The organism is Tabrizicola oligotrophica (assembly GCF_011008935.1).
In the GTDB taxonomy this organism is placed as follows: Bacteria; Pseudomonadota; Alphaproteobacteria; order Rhodobacterales; family Rhodobacteraceae; genus Tabrizicola_A; species Tabrizicola_A oligotrophica.
Genome location: NZ_JAAIVJ010000007.1, coordinates 129,376 through 146,960, shown reverse-complemented (window position 1 = coordinate 146,960; position 17,585 = coordinate 129,376). Strand labels below are relative to the sequence as shown.

Sequence of the window (17,585 nt, the reverse complement as noted above, 5' to 3'; positions counted from 1 at the left end):
TTGGCAAACTCCTTATCTGGTTGGATGCGGTGGGGTAAAACCCCACCCTACGGGGATGGTAGGGCGGGGTTCACCCCGCCACACCGGTTAGGCGTATTTCTTCTGGATCTCTTGGCTGATGTTCTCAGGCACGGCGTCGTAGTGGTCGAACTCCATCGAGAACACAGCGCGGCCCGAGGTCATCGAACGCAGCTGGTTGATGTAGCCGAACATGTTCGCGAGCGGAACCATCGCCGCGATGACGTTGGCGTTGCCGCGGCTGTCCTGGCCGGTCACCATGCCCCGACGCGAGGTCAGGTCGCCGATGACGCCGCCGGTGTATTCTTCCGGGGTGACGACTTCGACTTTCATGATCGGTTCCAGCAGCTTCGCGCCGGCTTTCTTCAGACCGTCGCGCATGGCGGCGCGCGAGGCGATTTCGAAAGCCAGAACCGAGGAGTCAACGTCGTGGAACGCGCCGTCGATCAGCGCGACCTTGAAGTCGATCACCGGGAAGCCTGCCAGAGGCCCGGAGTCCATGACGGACTTGATGCCTTTTTCGACGCCGGGGATGTATTCCTTCGGCACCGCACCGCCCACGATCTTCGATTCGAACGAATAGCCTTCGCCCGGTTCGGTCGGCGAGATGACCAGCTTGACGCGCGCGAACTGGCCGGTGCCACCGGTCTGTTTCTTGTGCGTGTAGTCGATCTCGTGCTCGCGCGAGATGGTCTCGCGGTAAGCCACCTGCGGCGCACCGATGTTCGCCTCGACCTTGAACTCGCGACGCATGCGGTCGACGAGGATGTCGAGGTGAAGTTCGCCCATGCCCTTCATGATGGTCTGGCCGCTTTCGAGGTCAGTTTCCACGCGGAAGGACGGGTCTTCGGCAGCCAGACGGGCCAAAGCGATGCCCATCTTTTCCTGGTCGGCCTTGGTCTTCGGTTCCACGGCGATCTCGATAACCGGGACCGGGAAGGTCATGGTTTCCAGAACAACGGGGGCGGCCGGGTCGCACAGGGTGTCGCCGGTGGTGGTCTCTTTCAGACCGCCAAGCGCGATGATGTCGCCGGCAAAGGCTTCGGTGATTTCCTCACGCTCGATGGCGTGCATCATCATCATGCGGCCAACGCGCTCGCGGCGCTCTTTGGTCGCGTTCATCATCGCATCGCCCTTCGCGAGCTTGCCCGAATAGATCCGGGTAAAGGTCAGCGAGCCGACGAAGGGGTCGTTCATGATCTTGAACGCCAGCGCCGAGAAGGGCTGGGCGTCATCGGCCGAACGGGCAATGTTGCGGGTTTCCGACTCGTCGCCCGGCGCAAAGCCCATGTAGGGCGGCACGTCGAGAGGCGAGGGCAGATAGTCGATCACTGCGTTCAGAAGCGGCTGCACGCCCTTGTTCTTGAAGGCCGAACCGGCCATCACCGGGATGAAGTCGATCGCCAGCGTGCCCTTGCGGATCAGCGCGCGCAGCGTGTCGGCATCCGGCTCGTTGCCTTCCAGATAGGCTTCCATCGCGGCATCGTCCTGACCGACTGCCGTTTCCAGCAGGTTCAGGCGCCACTCGTCGGCGGAATCCTTCAGTTCGGCGCGGATCGGCTGGCGAACCCAGGAGGCCCCCAGGTCTTCGCCCTGATAGACCCACTCTTCCATGGTGACGAGGTCGATGATGCCTTCCAGCTTGTCTTCCGCGCCGATCGGCAGAGCAACCGGCATGGCGTTGGCGCCGGTGCGGTCCTTGATCATCTTGACGCAGTTGAAGAAGTCGGCGCCGGTCTTGTCCATCTTGTTGACGAACACGATGCGCGGAACCTTGTAGCGGTCAGCCTGACGCCACACGGTTTCGGTCTGCGGCTCCACCCCGGCGTTGCCGTCGAGAAGCACAACAGCACCGTCCAGAACGGCCAGCGAACGCTCGACTTCGATGGTGAAGTCGACGTGGCCGGGGGTGTCGATGATGTTGAAGCGGTACTTGGAGGCCTTGTCACCAACCCCGGTCGAGGGGTCGATCTGGCGGTTCCAGAAGGTGGTCGTGGCAGCCGAAGTGATGGTGATGCCGCGCTCCTGTTCCTGCTCCATCCAGTCCATCGTCGCGGCGCCGTCATGGACTTCGCCGATCTTGTGGGACTTGCCGGTGTAGTAGAGGATGCGTTCCGAAGTCGTGGTCTTGCCCGCGTCGATGTGGGCAATGATCCCGAAGTTGCGGTAGCGCTCAAGCGGATAATCGCGTGCCATGATGGCGCTCCCTTACCAGCGGTAGTGGCTGAACGCTTTGTTCGCGTCGGCCATCTTGTGGGTGTCTTCCCGCTTTTTCACGGCGGTGCCACGGTTGTTCACGGCATCCGACAGTTCGGCGGCCAGACGCTCTTCCATGGTGTTTTCGTTGCGCTTGCGGGCGGCGGTGATCAGCCAGCGGATCGCAAGGGCTTCGCGGCGCTCGGTGCGGACTTCGACCGGAACCTGGTAGGTGGCACCACCGACGCGGCGCGAACGCACTTCGACGGAGGGTTTCACGTTGTTCAGGGCTTCGTGGAAGCATTCGACCGGCTCGCGCTTCAGCTTGGACTGAACGCGCTCAAGGGCGCCATAAACGATCGATTCCGCGACGGATTTCTTTCCGTCCAGCATCAGGTTGTTCATGAACTTGGTCAGAACCTTGTCGCCATATTTGGCGTCGGGCAGGATTTCGCGCTTTTCGGCGGCGTGACGACGGGACATCTCTTATCTCCTCACTTCGGACGCTTGGCGCCGTACTTCGAACGACGCTGACGACGGTCTTTCACGCCCTGGGTATCCAGAACGCCGCGGAGGATGTGGTAACGCACACCGGGAAGGTCTTTCACACGGCCGCCACGGATCAGGACAACCGAGTGCTCTTGCAGGTTGTGCTTTTCGCCGGGGATGTAGGAAATGACCTCGAAGCCGTTGGTCAGGCGAACCTTCGCAACCTTCCGCATAGCGGAGTTCGGCTTTTTCGGGGTGGTGGTGTAGACGCGGGTGCAAACCCCACGCTTCTGCGGGCAGGATTCCAGGTGCTGCGACTTGGACTTCCGCACCAGGGCTTCCCGGGGCTTCCGGATAAGCTGTTGGATCGTCGGCATCAAACTTCCTCGTGTTGCCACGCCGGTTCTTCCGGGCGGGGCGGTGTCAATACTCGCCCCGGGTCCGGGGCGCTGCTTCTCGACGGGTGATTTGCGCCTATCGCAAAACACCGAAACCCGCATGTTCTCCCACGACGGGAGAGATGCGGAGAATTTCAGAGGATCGGGGCTTGCGCCCGGATCATGGCCACATCAAGCAATCAGAACCCACCCGCCCGAGAATCCGGGCAGGGGGGTTGCGCGGCTGATACGCAGAGTCGACCGGGATGTCAACTGTCGGCGCGGGCCCGGGCGGCGGCTGCGCGGCGCAGCGCGCGTTCGCGCAAAAGGGTATAGATGCCCGAGGCCACGACCAGGCCGGCCCCCACCAGCGTCCAGCCATCGGGGAGATCACCGAAGGCCACGAAACCCAGCCCGATCGCCCAGAGCAGCGAGGTATAACGGAACGGCGCCACCACGCCGATATCGCCCGAGCGCATCGCTGTGACCGCGCAAAGATAGCCGACGATCAGAAAGGCGCCGGCGGCCACAACGCGGGCCAGCTGGCTTGCCGTCAGGCTTTGCCAGCCTGTCATGCCGTCAAAGAGCGCGACGCCCTGCAGCATGGAAAACCCGAGCCCCATCGCGGCCACCACGACCGCCGCGCCAAGCGCCACCACGATCGACGGCACATGCGACCCCAGCCGGCGCACCGACAGATCCCGCACCACAACCGCCAGAACCGAGGCCACCCCCATCAGCGACCAGATGTCGAAGGCCGCCGTTCCGGGGCGGATGATGATCATCACCCCGACAAAGCCGGCCAGAATCGCCGACATCCGCCGCCAGCCGATCCGGTCGCCAAACACCACCGCGGCGGCAAGCGTCACGGCAAGCGGCAGGGCCTGCATGATGGCCGAGAGGTTGGCGAGTTCCATGTGGAGAAGCGCAATCAGAAAGGTCAGCGTGGCAAAGATCTCGGCCACCGAGCGCAGGCCGATCAGGCCCCAGTCGCCCGCCGCCAGCCTTTGCCGAAAGGCGCCGGTCACTGCGCCCATTACCAAAAGGCCGGCAATCGCGATCAGCCCGCGCAGGAAGATCACCTGAAACAGCGGCACTTCGGCCGTGACCGATTTCATGAAGGTGTCATTCACCGTGAAGGCCAGCATCGACAGGCACATATAGGCCACGCCGCGCAGATTGTCCGAGATTGCCATGACGGCTCCTGTTCGTCGCGCCTTTGCTAACAGGCGGGGCGCGGCGGGACCAGAGGGGACAAAGGCAAAAGGCCCCCCGGTTTCCCGAGGGGCCTTTCCGTGTGCAGGCTTCCGATCTTACAGATCGCGGCTTTCGATGGTGTCGACCAGACCCGAGTCGACCTCGGTGTCCATGACGTCCATCGGCGCCACCAGCGCCGCAGCGGTTTCCGCCTCGGAACGCCGCGCCTCGACGACCAGATGGTCGCGGTCGGCGGCGATCTTCTTGACACGGCTCGTCGCACCGCCGGTGCCCGCCGGGATCAGGCGACCAACGATGACGTTCTCTTTCAGGCCGACCAGCTTGTCGCGCTTGCCCTGAACCGAAGCCTCGGTAAGAACCCGCGTGGTTTCCTGGAACGAGGCCGCCGAGATGAACGACCGGGTCTGCAAGCTCGCCTTGGTGATCCCCAAGAGGATCGGCTCGGCCACCGCCTCGCGCATGCCATGGGCATGGGCCTTGGCGTTCGCCTCGTCCAGTTCGAACTTGTCGACGTTTTCGCCCTTCAGCAGCGTCGTCTCGCCCGAGTCCAGAATTTCATATTTCTGGAGCATCTGACGCACGATCACTTCGATGTGCTTGTCGTTGATCTTCACGCCTTGCAGTCGGTAAACGTCCTGCACTTCGTCGATCATGTAGTTGGCCAAGGCTTCGACGCCCAGGATCCGCAGGATGTCATGCGGGGCCGGGTTGCCGTCCATGATGTAGTCGCCCTTCTGGACGAAGTCACCTTCCTGAACCGGAATGTGCTTGCCCTTGGGGATCATGTATTCCTGCGGCTGCAAGGTCTCGTCGACAGGCTCCACGGTGATGCGGCGCTTGTTCTTGTAGTCCTTGCCGAAGCGGACATAGCCGTCAGCTTCCGCGATGATCGCGTGATCCTTCGGACGACGGGCCTCGAACAGTTCGGCCACGCGGGGAAGACCCCCGGTGATGTCCTTGGTCTTGGCACCTTCGCGCGGAATACGGGCCACGACGTCGCCCGGCTTCAGCTCCTGGCCGTCCTCGATCGACAGAATGGCGTCCACCGACATCGGATAGGTGATCGGGTTGCCATTGTCGCCTCGCACCGGTTCGCCCGTTGCCGGGTCCATCACGATGACTTCCGGCTTCAGATCGCCGCCCTTCGGCGCCGAGCGCCAGTCGGAGACGATCTTCTGCGTCATGCCGGTGGCTTCGTCGGTGTCGTCGCGCACCGAAATGCCCGAGATCAGGTCCTTGAACCGCGCCACACCGGCCTTTTCGGCGATGATCGGCAGGGTGTAGGGGTCCCATTCGAACAGTTTGGTGCCGCGCTTCACCGAAGCGCCGTCCTTGACATGCAGCTTCGAGCCATAGGTCAGCTTGTGAACCGCGCGCTCCTGCCCCGCCTCGTCGATGATCGCCATCGACATGTTGCGGCCGATCACGATCTGCTCGCCATGCTCGTTGGCCAGAAGGTTGGCGTTGCGGAACTCGATCTTGCCTTCCTGGCTGGCTTCCAGGAACGACTGCTGGCCACCCTGGGCCACGCCGCCGATGTGGAAGGTCCGCATGGTCAGCTGCGTGCCGGGTTCGCCGATCGACTGGGCAGCGATGATGCCCACCGCTTCACCCTGGTTGACCAGCGTGCCGCGTGCGAGGTCGCGACCATAGCACATGGCGCAGACGCCCTCGTCGGCCTCGCAGGTCAGCGGGCTGCGGATGCGGGTCGAGGCGACATTGGCCTGCGCGATCAGGTCGGCACGGCGTTCGTCGATGATCTCGCCGCGCTGCACGATCACCTCGCCGGTGCCGGGCACCATGATGTCATCGGCAGCCACCCGGCCCAGCACACGCTCGGCCAGCGACAGCACGACTTCACCATCGTTGACCGCGGCTTCGGCGGTGATCGCCCGCTCGGTGCCGCAATCGTGCATGCGCACGATGCAGTCCTGCGCCACGTCCACCAGACGACGGGTCAGATAGCCCGAGTTCGCCGTCTTGAGCGCGGTATCGGCCAGACCCTTGCGGGCGCCGTGGGTCGAGTTGAAGTATTCAAGAACGGTCAGACCTTCCTTGAAGTTCGAGATGATCGGCGTTTCGATGATCTCGCCCGAGGGCTTGGCCATCAGGCCGCGCATCCCGCCAAGCTGCTTCATCTGCGTCACCGAACCCCGGGCGCCGGAGTGGGCCATCATGTAGACCGAGTTCGGTTCCTTCTGCGCGCCGTTGTCGTCATAGCGCTCAGCCGAAATCGTGGCCATCATGGCCTCGGTCACCTTGTCGTTGCACTTCGACCAGGCGTCCACGACCTTGTTGTACTTTTCGCCCTGAGTAATCAGACCGTCCATGTATTGCTGTTCAAAGCCAGCAACCTGGTCCTTCACCTCATTGACGATTTCCCATTTGGTGTCGGGGATCAGCATGTCGTCCTTGCCGAACGAAATGCCCGCCTTGAAGGCCTCGCGGAAGCCCAGACCCATGATCTGATCGCAGAAGATGACCGACTCTTTCTGGCCGCAATAGCGGTAGACGGTGTCGATGACGGTCTGCACGTCCTTCTTCCGCAGAAGGCGGTTCACCAGTTCGAAGGGCGCCTTGGCGTTCAGGGGCAGCAGCGTGCCCAGACGCAGACGGCCGGGGGTCGTCTCATAGCGCTTCCAGACGATATTGCCTTCGTCGTCGACCTGCTTGAGGCGGGCCTTGATCTTGGCATGCGGATGCACCTCGCCGGCCGCCAGGGCGTGCTCGACCTCGTCGAGGTCAGCGAAAGCCATGCCTTCGCCCTTCATGCCCTTGCGCTCCATGGTGGTGTAGTAAAGGCCCAGCACCATGTCCTGCGACGGAACGATGATCGGCGCGCCGTTGGCGGGCGACAGCACGTTGTTCGTCGACATCATCAAGACGCGCGCTTCAAGCTGGGCTTCCAGCGAAAGCGGAACGTGAACGGCCATCTGGTCGCCGTCGAAGTCGGCGTTGAAGGCCGAGCAGACCAGCGGGTGCAACTGGATCGCCTTGCCTTCGATCAGGATCGGCTCGAACGCCTGGATGCCCAGACGGTGCAGCGTCGGCGCGCGGTTCAAGAGAACCGGATGCTCGCGGATCACTTCATCCAGGATATCCCAGACCTCGGGACGTTCCTTTTCCACCAGCTTCTTGGCCTGCTTGACGGTCGAAGACAGACCCTTGGCTTCCAGACGCGAGTAGATGAAGGGCTTGAACAGCTCCAGCGCCATCTTCTTCGGCAGGCCGCATTGGTGCAGCTTCAGTTCCGGGCCGGTCACGATGACCGAACGACCCGAGAAGTCGACGCGCTTGCCCAAAAGGTTCTGACGGAACCGGCCCTGCTTGCCTTTCAGCATGTCGCTGAGCGATTTCAGCGGGCGCTTGTTGGTGCCGGTGATGACGCGGCCACGACGGCCGTTGTCAAAGAGGGCGTCCACAGCTTCCTGCAACATGCGCTTTTCGTTGCGCACGATGATATCGGGCGCACGCAGTTCGATCAGGCGCTTCAGGCGGTTGTTGCGGTTGATGACCCGGCGATAAAGATCGTTCAGGTCGGAGGTGGCGAACCGGCCGCCGTCCAGCGGGACCAGCGGGCGCAATTCCGGCGGGATCACCGGCAGAACGGTCAGCACCATCCATTCCGGGCGGTTGCCGGATTCCAGGAAGCTTTCGACGATCTTCAGACGCTTGATGATCTTCTTCGGCTTCAGCTCGCCGGTGGCTTCTTTCAGGTCGGCGCGCAGCTGTTCGGCGGTCGCATCCAGATCGATTGCCGCCAGCATTTCGCGGATCGCCTCGGCGCCGATATTGGCGGTGAAGGCGTCAGCACCATACTGGTCTTGCGCGTCGAGGTATTCTTCTTCGGTCATCAGCTGACCATAGGTCAGATCAGTCAGACCGGGTTCGATCACCACATAGTTTTCGAAATAGAGAATGCGTTCCAGATCGCGCAGCGTCATGTCCAGCATCAGGCCAATGCGCGAGGGCAGCGATTTCAGGAACCAGATGTGGGCAACGGGCGAGGCCAGTTCGATATGGCCCATCCGCTCACGGCGGACCTTTTGCAGCGTGACTTCAACGCCGCATTTTTCGCAGACAACGCCGCGATATTTCATGCGCTTGTATTTGCCGCAGAGGCATTCGTAATCCTTGATCGGGCCAAAGATACGGGCGCAGAACAGGCCGTCACGCTCGGGCTTGAACGTACGGTAGTTGATGGTTTCCGGTTTTTTGATCTCGCCGTAGGACCACGACAGGATGCGCTCGGGCGATGCCAAGCTGATCTTGATCTCGTCAAAGGTCTTGACGGGGGCCACCGGGTTGAACGGGTTGGTCGAGAGTTCCTGGTTCATTTCCAAATCCTAAGAATGGGAGGGCGCGGGGAAGGGGCGGTGCGTGAGATCACGCACCCTACGGATTCGCGGTAGGGTGCGTGCTGGCACGCACCTTTCCGGGGAGATCCGTCACTCCTCCTCCGCATCCAGGAGTTCCATGTTGAGGCCGAGGCCGCGCACTTCCTTGACAAGGACGTTGAACGATTCCGGCACGCCGGCCTCGAAGTTGTCCTCGCCCTTGACGATGCTTTCGTAGACCTTGGTCCGGCCGGCCACGTCGTCCGACTTCACGGTCAGCATTTCCTGCAGGGTATAGGCGGCGCCGTAGGCTTCCAGAGCCCAGACCTCCATTTCCCCCAGACGCTGACCACCGAACTGCGCCTTACCACCCAGCGGCTGCTGGGTAACAAGCGAGTACGGGCCGGTCGAACGGGCGTGCAGCTTGTCGTCGACAAGGTGGTGCAGCTTGAGCATGTATTTCACGCCCACCGTGACCTTGCGCGCGAACTTCTCGCCGGTGCGGCCGTCGAACACTTCGGACTGACCCGAGGTGTCAAAGCCCGCGCGGCGCAGCGCGTCGTTCACGTCCTGCTCTTTCGCACCGTCGAAAACCGGGGTCGCGATCGGAACGCCACGGGTGACGTTGCCGGCCAGCTCCAGGAACTCGGCCTCGTCGCGGTCCGACAGGGCCTCGTCATAGGTCTCGTCACCGTAAGCCAGACGCATCGCCTCGCGCACCGGGGTCAGGTCGCCCGACCGGCGATACTCTTTCAAGGCATCGTCGATCTTCAGGCCCAGACCGCGTGCGGCCCAGCCCATGTGGGTTTCCAGAATCTGCCCGACGTTCATCCGCGACGGCACGCCGAGCGGGTTCAGCACCAGGTCAACCGGAGTGCCATCGGCCAGGAAGGGCATGTCTTCGGCCGGAACGACCTTGGAGATGACACCCTTGTTGCCGTGACGGCCGGCCATCTTGTCGCCCGGCTGCAGCTTGCGCTTCACCGCGACGAAAACCTTGACCATCTTCATCACGCCCGGAGGCAGATCGTCGCCGCGGCGCACTTTTTCCACCTTGTCGTCAAAGCGGTGGTCAAGGGCGCGCTTCTGCGCTTCGAACTGGTCGTGCAGCGCCTCGACATCCTTGGCCTCGGCTTCTTCGCCAAGGGCGAGCTGCCACCACTGGCCACGCGACAGCGTGCCCAGCAGGTCGTCGTCAATGGTCGAGCCGGCCTTGATGCCTTTCGGGCCCTTGACCGCAGTCTTGCCTAGGATCAGCGATTTCAGGCGCGCATAGATGTTGCGCTCAAGGATCGCCAATTCGTCGTCGCGGTCGCGCGCCAGACGTTCGACTTCCTCGCGCTCGATCTGCAGCGCGCGTTCGTCCTTGTCCACACCATGACGGTTGAACACCCGCACTTCGACGATGGTGCCATAGGCCCCCGGCGGCAGGCGCAGCGAGGTATCGCGGACGTCAGACGCCTTTTCACCAAAGATGGCGCGGAGGAGTTTTTCTTCCGGCGTCATCGGGCTTTCACCCTTGGGGGTGATCTTGCCGACCAGAATGTCGCCCGGCTGCACTTCGGCACCGATGTAGACGATGCCGGCCTCGTCGAGGTTGCGCAGCGCCTCTTCACCGACGTTCGGAATGTCGCGGGTGATTTCTTCCGGCCCCAGCTTCGTGTCGCGCGCCGCGACTTCGTATTCCTCGATGTGGATCGAGGTGAACACGTCGTCTTTCAGGATGCGTTCCGAAATCAGGATCGAGTCTTCGTAGTTGTAGCCGTTCCACGGCATGAAGGCCACGATGACGTTCCGGCCAAGAGCCAGTTCGCCCATGTCGGTGCAGGGACCGTCGGCCACCACTTCGCCGCGCAGAACCGTGTCCCCCACCTTCACCAGCGGGCGCTGGTTGATGCAGGACGACTGGTTCGAGCGCTTGAACTTGCGCAGACGGTAGATGTCGACGCCCGGTTCGCCCGGCTCCAGCATCTCGGTTGCGCGGATAACGATACGCTGCGCGTCAACCTGGTCGATCACGCCGGCACGCCGCGCCATGATGGCCGCGCCGGAATCGCGCGCCACCACGGCTTCGATGCCGGTGCCGACGAAGGGGGCATCGGCCTGCAGCAGCGGAACCGCCTGACGCTGCATGTTCGACCCCATGAGGGCCCGGTTGGCGTCGTCATTTTCCAGGAACGGGATCAGCGAGGCCGCAACCGACACCAGCTGTTTCGGCGACACGTCGATCAGGTCGATGGCATCCGGCGGGTTCAGCATGAATTCCCCGGCCTTGCGGCTGGAGATCAGGTCATCCTGGAACTTGCCTTCGGCGTCCTGGGCGGCGTTGGCCTGCGCGACCGTGTGGCGCATTTCCTCGGTCGCCGACATGTAGACGACGTCATCCGTCACCTTGCCGTCGATGACCTTGCGATACGGGGTCTCGATGAAGCCGTACTTGTTCACGCGGGCAAAGGTGGCCAGCGAGTTGATCAGACCGATGTTCTGACCTTCGGGCGTTTCGATCGGGCACATCCGGCCATAGTGGGTCGGGTGAACGTCGCGAACCTCAAAGCCCGCGCGTTCCCGGGTCAGACCGCCCGGCCCGAGGGCCGACAGGCGGCGCTTGTGGGTGACTTCCGACAGCGGGTTGGTCTGGTCCATGAATTGCGACAGCTGCGAAGAGCCGAAGAATTCGCGCACCGCAGCCGCGGCCGGTTTGGCGTTGATCAGGTCTTGCGGCATGATCGTGTCGATTTCCACCGACGACATGCGCTCCTTGATCGCGCGCTCCATGCGCAGCAGGCCGACGCGATACTGGTTTTCCATCAGCTCGCCCACCGAGCGCACCCGGCGGTTGCCGAGGTGGTCGATGTCGTCGATCTCTCCCTTGCCGTCGCGCAGTTCGGTCAGCGCCTTGATGCAGGCCACGATATCGGCGCGGTCCAGCGTGCGCTGGGTGTCCGGGCGACCGAGATCAAGGCGCATGTTCATCTTCACGCGGCCGACAGCCGAGAGGTCATAGCGCTCGGAATCGAAGAACAACGTGTCAAACAGCTGCGAGGCCGCTTCCACGGTCGGCGGTTCGCCCGGGCGCATGACGCGGTAGATATCCATGAGCGCGGTGTCGCGGCCCATGTTCTTGTCGGCGGCCATGGTGTTGCGGATGTAGGGACCGACGTTGATATTGTCGATGTCGAGAACCGGGATCTCGGTGATGCCCTGATCCAGAAGGAGCTTGACCGACCCGCCCTTCGGCTCGCCGTCGCGGTCGTAGTCCATCGTCAGCTCGTCGCCGGCTTCGGCCCAGATCTCGCCGGTTTCCTCGTTGATGATGTCCTTGGCGACATAGCGGCCAAGGATGTGGTCGAACGGCACCAGAAGCTCGGTGATTGCGCCGTCGTCCTTCCACTTCTTGACCATGCGCGGCGTGGCCTTTTCGCCCGCCTTCAGGATGACCTCGCCGGTCGCCGCATCCACCAGATCATAGGACGGACGGGTGCCCTGCACGCGGTTCGGGAAGAACTTGGTGACCCAACCCTTGTTCTTCACATGGCGGAAGCTGATGGTTTCGTAATAGGCATCCATGATGCCTTCCTGATCCATGCCGAGGGCATAGAGCAGCGTCGTGACCGGCAGCTTGCGGCGGCGGTCGATACGGGCGAACACGATGTCCTTGGCGTCAAACTCGAAGTCCAGCCACGAGCCGCGATACGGGATGATGCGGCAGGCGAACAAGAGTTTGCCCGAGGAATGGGTCTTGCCCTTGTCATGGTCGAAGAACACACCCGGCGAACGGTGCATCTGGCTGACGACCACCCGTTCGGTGCCGTTCACGATGAACGTGCCGTTCGACGTCATCAAGGGCATGTCGCCCATGTAGACGTCCTGTTCCTTGATGTCCTTCACCGAACGCGCGCCAGTCGATTCATCGACATCGAACACGATCAGACGCAGGGTGACTTTCAGCGGCGCGGCATAGGTCATGTCGCGCTGCTGGCACTCGTCCACGTCGTATTTCGGCTTTTCCAGCTCGTATTTGACGAATTCCAGAACGGCGGTCTCGTTGAAATCCTTGATCGGGAACACCGACTGGAACGTGCCCTGGATCCCTTCGCCTTCGGCGGGCTTCAGGCCATCGCCCGAGCGCAGGAACAGGTCGTAGGAGGATTTCTGAACCTCGATCAGGTTCGGCATGTCCAGAACTTCGCGGATCTTGCCGAAATAGCGGCGGATACGCTTCTGGCCAACGTAAGCTTGAGCCATGCTCGTCGTTACCTTTCATCTTTTCCCCGGAGCGGTCCTGTCGGGCCACAGGAGCGCGCCGTTTGGGCAGAGAGGGGGAAGGTTCCATTCATGCCAGCCGTCCCGTCGGCTGACTCCCGAACCTTGCCGCGCCTTGGAAGGGGTTTTGCGCGAAAGCCCCTTCCAAGACGCGAGAAACTGGAGGCAGATTTCTCTGCCCCCAGCCCGAAAATCCTTGCCGGGGATTGCTCCCCGGACGGGATTACTTGAGTTCGACCTTGGCGCCAGCGGCTTCCAGGGCTTTCTTGAAGCCTTCAGCGTCAGCTTTCGAGACGCCTTCTTTGACCTTGCCGCCAGCTTCGACCAGGTCCTTGGCTTCTTTCAGGCCCAGACCGGTGATGGTGCGAACTTCTTTGATCACGTTGATCTTGTTGGCACCGGCGTCGGTCAGAACGACGTCGAATTCGGTCTTTTCTTCTTCGGCAGCAGCCGGAGCAGCAGCCGGGCCAGCCATCATGACGGCGCCACCGGCGGCCGGCTCGATGCCGTAGGTGTCTTTCAGGATGGTCTTCAGTTCCTGCGCCTGCAGCAGGGTCAGACCAACGATCTCTTCGGCGAGTTTGTTCAGATCAGCCATTTTCATATTCCGTAAGTTTGAGAGGGTTCCAACGAAGTGGGGTCAACCCACGCGAGGCAAGGATCAGGCGGCTGCCTTTTCCTCGATGGTCTTGAGGATGCCTGCGATGTTCGAAGCAGGCGCGCCAATGGCCCCGGCGATGTTCGACGCGGGCGCACCAATGCACGACACGATCTGAGCGATAAGCTCTTCGCGCGACGGCATGGAGGCCACGGCTTTGACACCGGCCTGGTCCAGAACCTCACCGCCCATTGCCCCGCCAATGATGACGAACTTGTCGTTCGTCTTGGCATAGGCCTCGGCGACCTTGGCCGCAGCCACGGGGTCTTCCGAGTAGGACAGCATGGTCATGCCCGTCAGCAGGCCGGCCATCTTGGCGCCGGGCTTGCCTTCAAGGGCGATCTTGGCGAGCGTGTTCTTGGCAACGCGGACGGACCCGCCAACTTCGCGCATCTTTGCGCGCAGGTCCTGCATCTGTGCAACCGTCATACCTGCGTAGTGTGCAACCACAACAACGCCAGAGCTTGCGAAGATTTGGCCGAGTTCTTCGACCAATTGCTCTTTTTGGGCTCTATCCACAGTTTCACTCCAAGTGTGGGGGTTTCCCCCCGGCTCATGTTTGTGACGCGCCTGAAGGCCCGCCACGTTCGGGTCCACGATAAAGTCCCGAGCCTTGATCACCCGAGGAAACCCCGGAATAATGCGTCTCGAACCCCATCTCAGGAGGGAAATTAAGGCGTTTGCGCGCCACCCACCGTCTCGGACAAAGCATGCGTTACCCCCGCGACGAATCACGGAAGGCTGGCATGAGGCGCTGCATAGCCCCTGGGACGGGAATTTCCAAGCCCTTAAGGAAAATCACGCAGCGTTTTGGGCGGCCCGGAACCGCTCACGGACCTTGGGACTGTAGATCGGCCAGTCGGCCCAGCTTTTCACCTTGGCCGACAGCACCCGATGCGGGCATTGCCGGCTGGCCAGAAGCCAGGGCAACATCACCTGGTCGCGGCGGGTCTCGGTTGTCAGGCTGGCATACCAGGCCTCGTTCAGCGCATCGGTCGCCGCGTCGCCCATGCGCTGGATCAGGCAGGTGTTGACGAAAAGCCCGGCGTGGCGCGGGAAGTCCGCCTGCCGGAAGACGTTCGTCACCTGCGCGTGCTGCCCAGCCGTCATGTAGCCCAGCCGCAGACATTCATCCGCCTCGTCCCAGGCACAGTCTCGGCGGCGGTGGCGAAAGAGATAGCGCCCGGCGGGCCGGTCCGGATGCTCCTTGACCACCCGCTTCACGATCCGGGCCGGATCCAGCACGAAGCGGGCGTTGTTGTCGAGATAGATCACCCAGTCGTAGCCTTGAAAGAACAGATGCGGACAAAGCTTCGGACGCCGCGACAGGATCGCGGGGCCCTCGCCCTGATCGCGCAATTGCACCAAGGCTGCAGAGGTCGGCAGGCTGTCGTGATCGGTAAAGACAAAGCGGTCATAGCCCTGCCCGTCCGCGCCCGCCGCTTCGGGGTTGAAGGGCTCATGCGCGCCGAAATAGCAAGAGTAGACCGCGAGTTTCGCCCCGGCTTCGGGCCGCAATGTCACCTCTGCCTGCATCTGGCCGCCCGCCCCTTTTGCCGCGGGCAAAGGCTAGCCCAGCGACCGCCGCAATGCAAACGGCCGCCCCGAAGGACGGCCGCTGCAAATTCGCAGGGTGGGGTTTACCCCATCTTTCGCTCAGGCCGTGGCCGAAGCGATATCCAGCGACACGCCCGGACCCATGGTCGACGAGAGCGAAACCTTCTTCACATAGGTGCCCTTGGCGCCAGCCGGCTTGGCCTTGGCGACGGCATCCACGAAAGCGCGGACGTTTTCGGCGAGCTTCGCCTCATCGAACGACACCTTGCCGATCCCGGCATGGATGACACCGGCCTTCTCGACCTTGAACTGGACTTCGCCGCCCTTGGCCGCCTCGACCGCAGTCTTGACGTCCATGGTCACGGTGCCGACCTTGGGGTTCGGCATCAGGTTGCGCGGGCCGAGGATCTTGCCGAGACGACCGACCAGCGGCATCAGGTCCGGGGTCGCGATGCAGCGGTCGAACTCGATCTTGCCCTGCTGGATGGTTTCCATCAGGTCTTCGGCGCCAACGATGTCAGCACCGGCAGCCTTGGCTTCATCAGCCTTGGCGCCACGGGCGAACACCGCCACGCGCACGGTCTTGCCCGTGCCGTTCGGCAGCTGCACCACGCCGCGGACCATCTGGTCGGCGTGACGCGGGTCGACGCCCAGGTTCATCGCGATTTCCAGCGTCTCGTCGAACTTGGCCGAAGCCGCGCCCTTGATCAGCTTGACGGCGTCTTCCACCGAGATCAGCGACTTGCCGACGAATGCTTCGTTGGCCTTGGCCGAACGCTTACCAATCTTTGCCATGGTGCTCAGCCTTTCACTTCGATGCCGCAGGATTTGGCCGAGCCAAGGATGATGTTCATCGCCGCTTCGACCGAATTGGCGTTGAGGTCCTTCATCTTGGTTTCCGCGATCTTGCGCAGCGCGGCGGTGGTGATCGTGCCAGCCACTTCGCGGCCCGGCTTCATCGAACCCTTGGCGCGCGAGCGCTTGCCGACCGGCGGCAGACCGGCGGCCTGCTTGATCAGGAACGAGGCTGGAGCAGTCTTCAGCTCAAGGCTGAACGACTTGTCGGCATAGTAGGTGATGATGACCGGGGTCGGGGTGCCCGGCGGAATTTCGGCGGTCTTCGCGTTGAATTCCTTCACGAAGGCCATGATGTTCAGACCGCGCTGACCCAGAGCCGGGCCGACCGGCGGCGACGGGTTGGCCTGCTGGGCCTTCACTTGCAGCTTCAGGCTGCCGATAATCTTCTTGGCCATCTGGCCTCTCCTTTTTCACTGCACCGCCCGGGATTGGGCGCGCGGTTTAGTGGTCCGGCCCTCCCCTTGGGGACGGCCTCCCACGCGATACACTCAGAGGTTTTTCGACACCTGAGTGAATTCCAGTTCCACAGGCGTCGCGCGCCCGAAGATCGAGACCGAGACTTTCAGGCGGCTGTGCGCCTCGTCCACATCCTCGACCATGCCGTCAAAGCCCTCGAACGGGCCGTCAGTGACCTTGACCTTCTCGCCCACGTCGAAGCGGATCAGGTTGCGCGGGGCTTCCTGGCCTTCCTCGACCCGGTTCAGGATCTGGTTCACCTCGGCGTCGCGCATCGGCATCGGCTTGCCCTGCGGACCAAGAAAGCCGGTGACGCGGTTGATCGACGAGATCAGGTGATAGCCGCGGTTGGTCATTTCCATGCGCACCAGCACATAGCCGGGCATGAAGCGCCGCTCGGACGTCACCTTCTTGCCGCGCCGCACCTCGATCACTTCTTCGGTCGGCACCAGCACTTCGTCAATTTCGTCGCCCAGATTGGCATCTGCGACAGCCGTGCGGATCTGCTCTGCGACCTTCTTCTCGAAGTTCGACAGCACGCTCACCGAATACCAACGCTTGGCCATGGCCGCTCCACTTTGTCTGTCCAGATGCCGAACCACCTGAATTTCCTGCATTTCCGGGTTTCCCCCGGCCCTTTCGGGAACAAAAAACAGCGCGCAACACGAATCGCTGCGCGCCGGGTTCCCTTTGGTTGAGCGCGGGATACAAGCCATGCGCCCGGATTTCAAGGGAATTCCTTGGAGGCTTGCGCCTCAGAGCCCGCCGATGATCAGCTTCAGGCCAAAGCGGATCGCCATGTCGACAAGGCTGAAGAAGGTCGCGGTCAGCGCCGCCATGATGAAGACCATGATCGTGGTCAGCATCACCTCGCGGCGCGACGGCCAGACCACCTTGGCGATCTCGGCGCGGGCCTGGGCGATGAACTGGGTGGGCGTGGTCTTGGTGGCCATGGTCGGGTCCGATCCTTCTTGTCGTCTGCGCAGATACGCGGGCCGGGCTGAAAATTCAAGGCCGATCCTCCCGGGCGGAGGTGCAGGATCACACTGTCTGGAAATCGGCTTGGCAGGGGCAGCAGGGTTCGAACCCGCGACCTACGGTTTTGGAGACCGTCGCTCTACCAGCTGAGCTATACCCCTAAGCCTGCCGGCGAGTTAC

At 62.5% G+C, this 17,585-nt stretch carries 13 protein-coding genes and 1 tRNA gene; all 14 read right to left on the bottom strand.

Annotated elements, in window-relative coordinates:
* Positions 1-87 precede the first annotated feature (87 nt).
* The 14 genes from fusA to G4Z14_RS12820 all read right to left on the bottom strand — a co-directional run bounded on the left by fusA (position 88) and on the right by G4Z14_RS12820 (position 17,566).
* The gene (fusA, locus tag G4Z14_RS12885; RefSeq protein WP_164626360.1) at positions 88-2,214 is read right to left on the bottom strand and encodes an elongation factor G; all 2,127 of its coding nucleotides are present in this window, start codon (positions 2,212-2,214) and stop codon (positions 88-90) included.
* 12 nt (positions 2,215-2,226) lie between these two features.
* Complete coding sequence (gene rpsG / locus G4Z14_RS12880; RefSeq protein ID WP_164626358.1) at positions 2,227-2,697, bottom strand: 30S ribosomal protein S7; 471 nt, start codon at positions 2,695-2,697, stop codon at positions 2,227-2,229.
* Between the two features lie 11 nt (positions 2,698-2,708).
* Positions 2,709-3,080 carry a 30S ribosomal protein S12 gene (gene rpsL / locus G4Z14_RS12875; protein ID WP_164626356.1) on the bottom strand — a complete coding sequence of 124 codons (372 nt, stop codon included), beginning with the start codon at positions 3,078-3,080 and terminating at the stop codon, positions 2,709-2,711.
* Positions 3,081-3,349: 269 nt separating this feature from the next.
* Complete coding sequence (locus G4Z14_RS12870; protein WP_164626354.1) at positions 3,350-4,276, bottom strand: DMT family transporter; 927 nt, start codon at positions 4,274-4,276, stop codon at positions 3,350-3,352.
* A gap of 117 nt (positions 4,277-4,393) precedes the next feature.
* Positions 4,394-8,635 carry a DNA-directed RNA polymerase subunit beta' gene (gene rpoC / locus G4Z14_RS12865; protein WP_164626351.1) on the bottom strand — a complete coding sequence of 1,414 codons (4,242 nt, stop codon included), beginning with the start codon at positions 8,633-8,635 and terminating at the stop codon, positions 4,394-4,396.
* Positions 8,636-8,746: 111 nt separating this feature from the next.
* On the bottom strand, positions 8,747-12,880 hold the full coding sequence (rpoB, locus tag G4Z14_RS12860) for a DNA-directed RNA polymerase subunit beta (RefSeq protein ID WP_164626349.1): 4,134 nt from the start codon (positions 12,878-12,880) through the stop codon (positions 8,747-8,749).
* Positions 12,881-13,121: 241 nt separating this feature from the next.
* Positions 13,122-13,496, bottom strand: a complete 375-nt coding sequence (rplL, locus tag G4Z14_RS12855) for a 50S ribosomal protein L7/L12 (protein WP_164626347.1) — start codon at positions 13,494-13,496, stop codon at positions 13,122-13,124.
* 63 nt (positions 13,497-13,559) lie between these two features.
* On the bottom strand, positions 13,560-14,075 hold the full coding sequence (gene rplJ, locus G4Z14_RS12850; protein WP_164626489.1) for a 50S ribosomal protein L10: 516 nt from the start codon (positions 14,073-14,075) through the stop codon (positions 13,560-13,562).
* 279 nt (positions 14,076-14,354) lie between these two features.
* Positions 14,355-15,092: a hypothetical protein gene (locus G4Z14_RS12845; RefSeq protein WP_164626345.1), complete on the bottom strand. Its 738-nt coding sequence runs from the start codon at positions 15,090-15,092 to the stop codon at positions 14,355-14,357.
* 120 nt (positions 15,093-15,212) lie between these two features.
* Complete coding sequence (rplA, locus tag G4Z14_RS12840) at positions 15,213-15,908, bottom strand: 50S ribosomal protein L1 (RefSeq protein WP_164626343.1); 696 nt, start codon at positions 15,906-15,908, stop codon at positions 15,213-15,215.
* Positions 15,909-15,913: 5 nt separating this feature from the next.
* Positions 15,914-16,366, bottom strand: coding sequence for a 50S ribosomal protein L11 (gene rplK, locus G4Z14_RS12835; protein ID WP_164626341.1), 453 nt, complete (start codon positions 16,364-16,366; stop codon positions 15,914-15,916).
* Between the two features lie 93 nt (positions 16,367-16,459).
* Positions 16,460-16,993 (bottom strand): transcription termination/antitermination protein NusG, encoded by a 534-nt coding sequence (gene nusG, locus G4Z14_RS12830; RefSeq protein ID WP_164626339.1) that lies wholly within the window; start codon positions 16,991-16,993, stop codon positions 16,460-16,462.
* A 189-nt stretch (positions 16,994-17,182) separates the two neighbouring features.
* Positions 17,183-17,380, bottom strand: a complete 198-nt coding sequence (gene secE, locus G4Z14_RS12825; protein ID WP_164626337.1) for a preprotein translocase subunit SecE — start codon at positions 17,378-17,380, stop codon at positions 17,183-17,185.
* Between the two features lie 110 nt (positions 17,381-17,490).
* Positions 17,491-17,566 (bottom strand) — tRNA-Trp (locus tag G4Z14_RS12820).
* Between the last annotated feature and the right edge of the window lie 19 nt (positions 17,567-17,585).

Coding starts and splice junctions, on each gene's coding strand:
- fusA (WP_164626360.1), bottom strand. CDS start 2,214: ATGGCACGCGATTATCCGCTTGAGCGCTACCGCAACTTCGGGATCATT.
- rpsG (WP_164626358.1), bottom strand. CDS start 2,697: ATGTCCCGTCGTCACGCCGCCGAAAAGCGCGAAATCCTGCCCGACGCC.
- rpsL (WP_164626356.1), bottom strand. CDS start 3,080: ATGCCGACGATCCAACAGCTTATCCGGAAGCCCCGGGAAGCCCTGGTG.
- G4Z14_RS12870 (WP_164626354.1), bottom strand. CDS start 4,276: ATGGCAATCTCGGACAATCTGCGCGGCGTGGCCTATATGTGCCTGTCG.
- rpoC (WP_164626351.1), bottom strand. CDS start 8,635: ATGAACCAGGAACTCTCGACCAACCCGTTCAACCCGGTGGCCCCCGTC.
- rpoB (WP_164626349.1), bottom strand. CDS start 12,880: ATGGCTCAAGCTTACGTTGGCCAGAAGCGTATCCGCCGCTATTTCGGC.
- rplL (WP_164626347.1), bottom strand. CDS start 13,496: ATGGCTGATCTGAACAAACTCGCCGAAGAGATCGTTGGTCTGACCCTG.
- G4Z14_RS12845 (WP_164626345.1), bottom strand. CDS start 15,092: ATGCAGGCAGAGGTGACATTGCGGCCCGAAGCCGGGGCGAAACTCGCG.
- rplA (WP_164626343.1), bottom strand. CDS start 15,908: ATGGCAAAGATTGGTAAGCGTTCGGCCAAGGCCAACGAAGCATTCGTC.
- rplK (WP_164626341.1), bottom strand. CDS start 16,366: ATGGCCAAGAAGATTATCGGCAGCCTGAAGCTGCAAGTGAAGGCCCAG.
- nusG (WP_164626339.1), bottom strand. CDS start 16,993: ATGGCCAAGCGTTGGTATTCGGTGAGCGTGCTGTCGAACTTCGAGAAG.
- secE (WP_164626337.1), bottom strand. CDS start 17,380: ATGGCCACCAAGACCACGCCCACCCAGTTCATCGCCCAGGCCCGCGCC.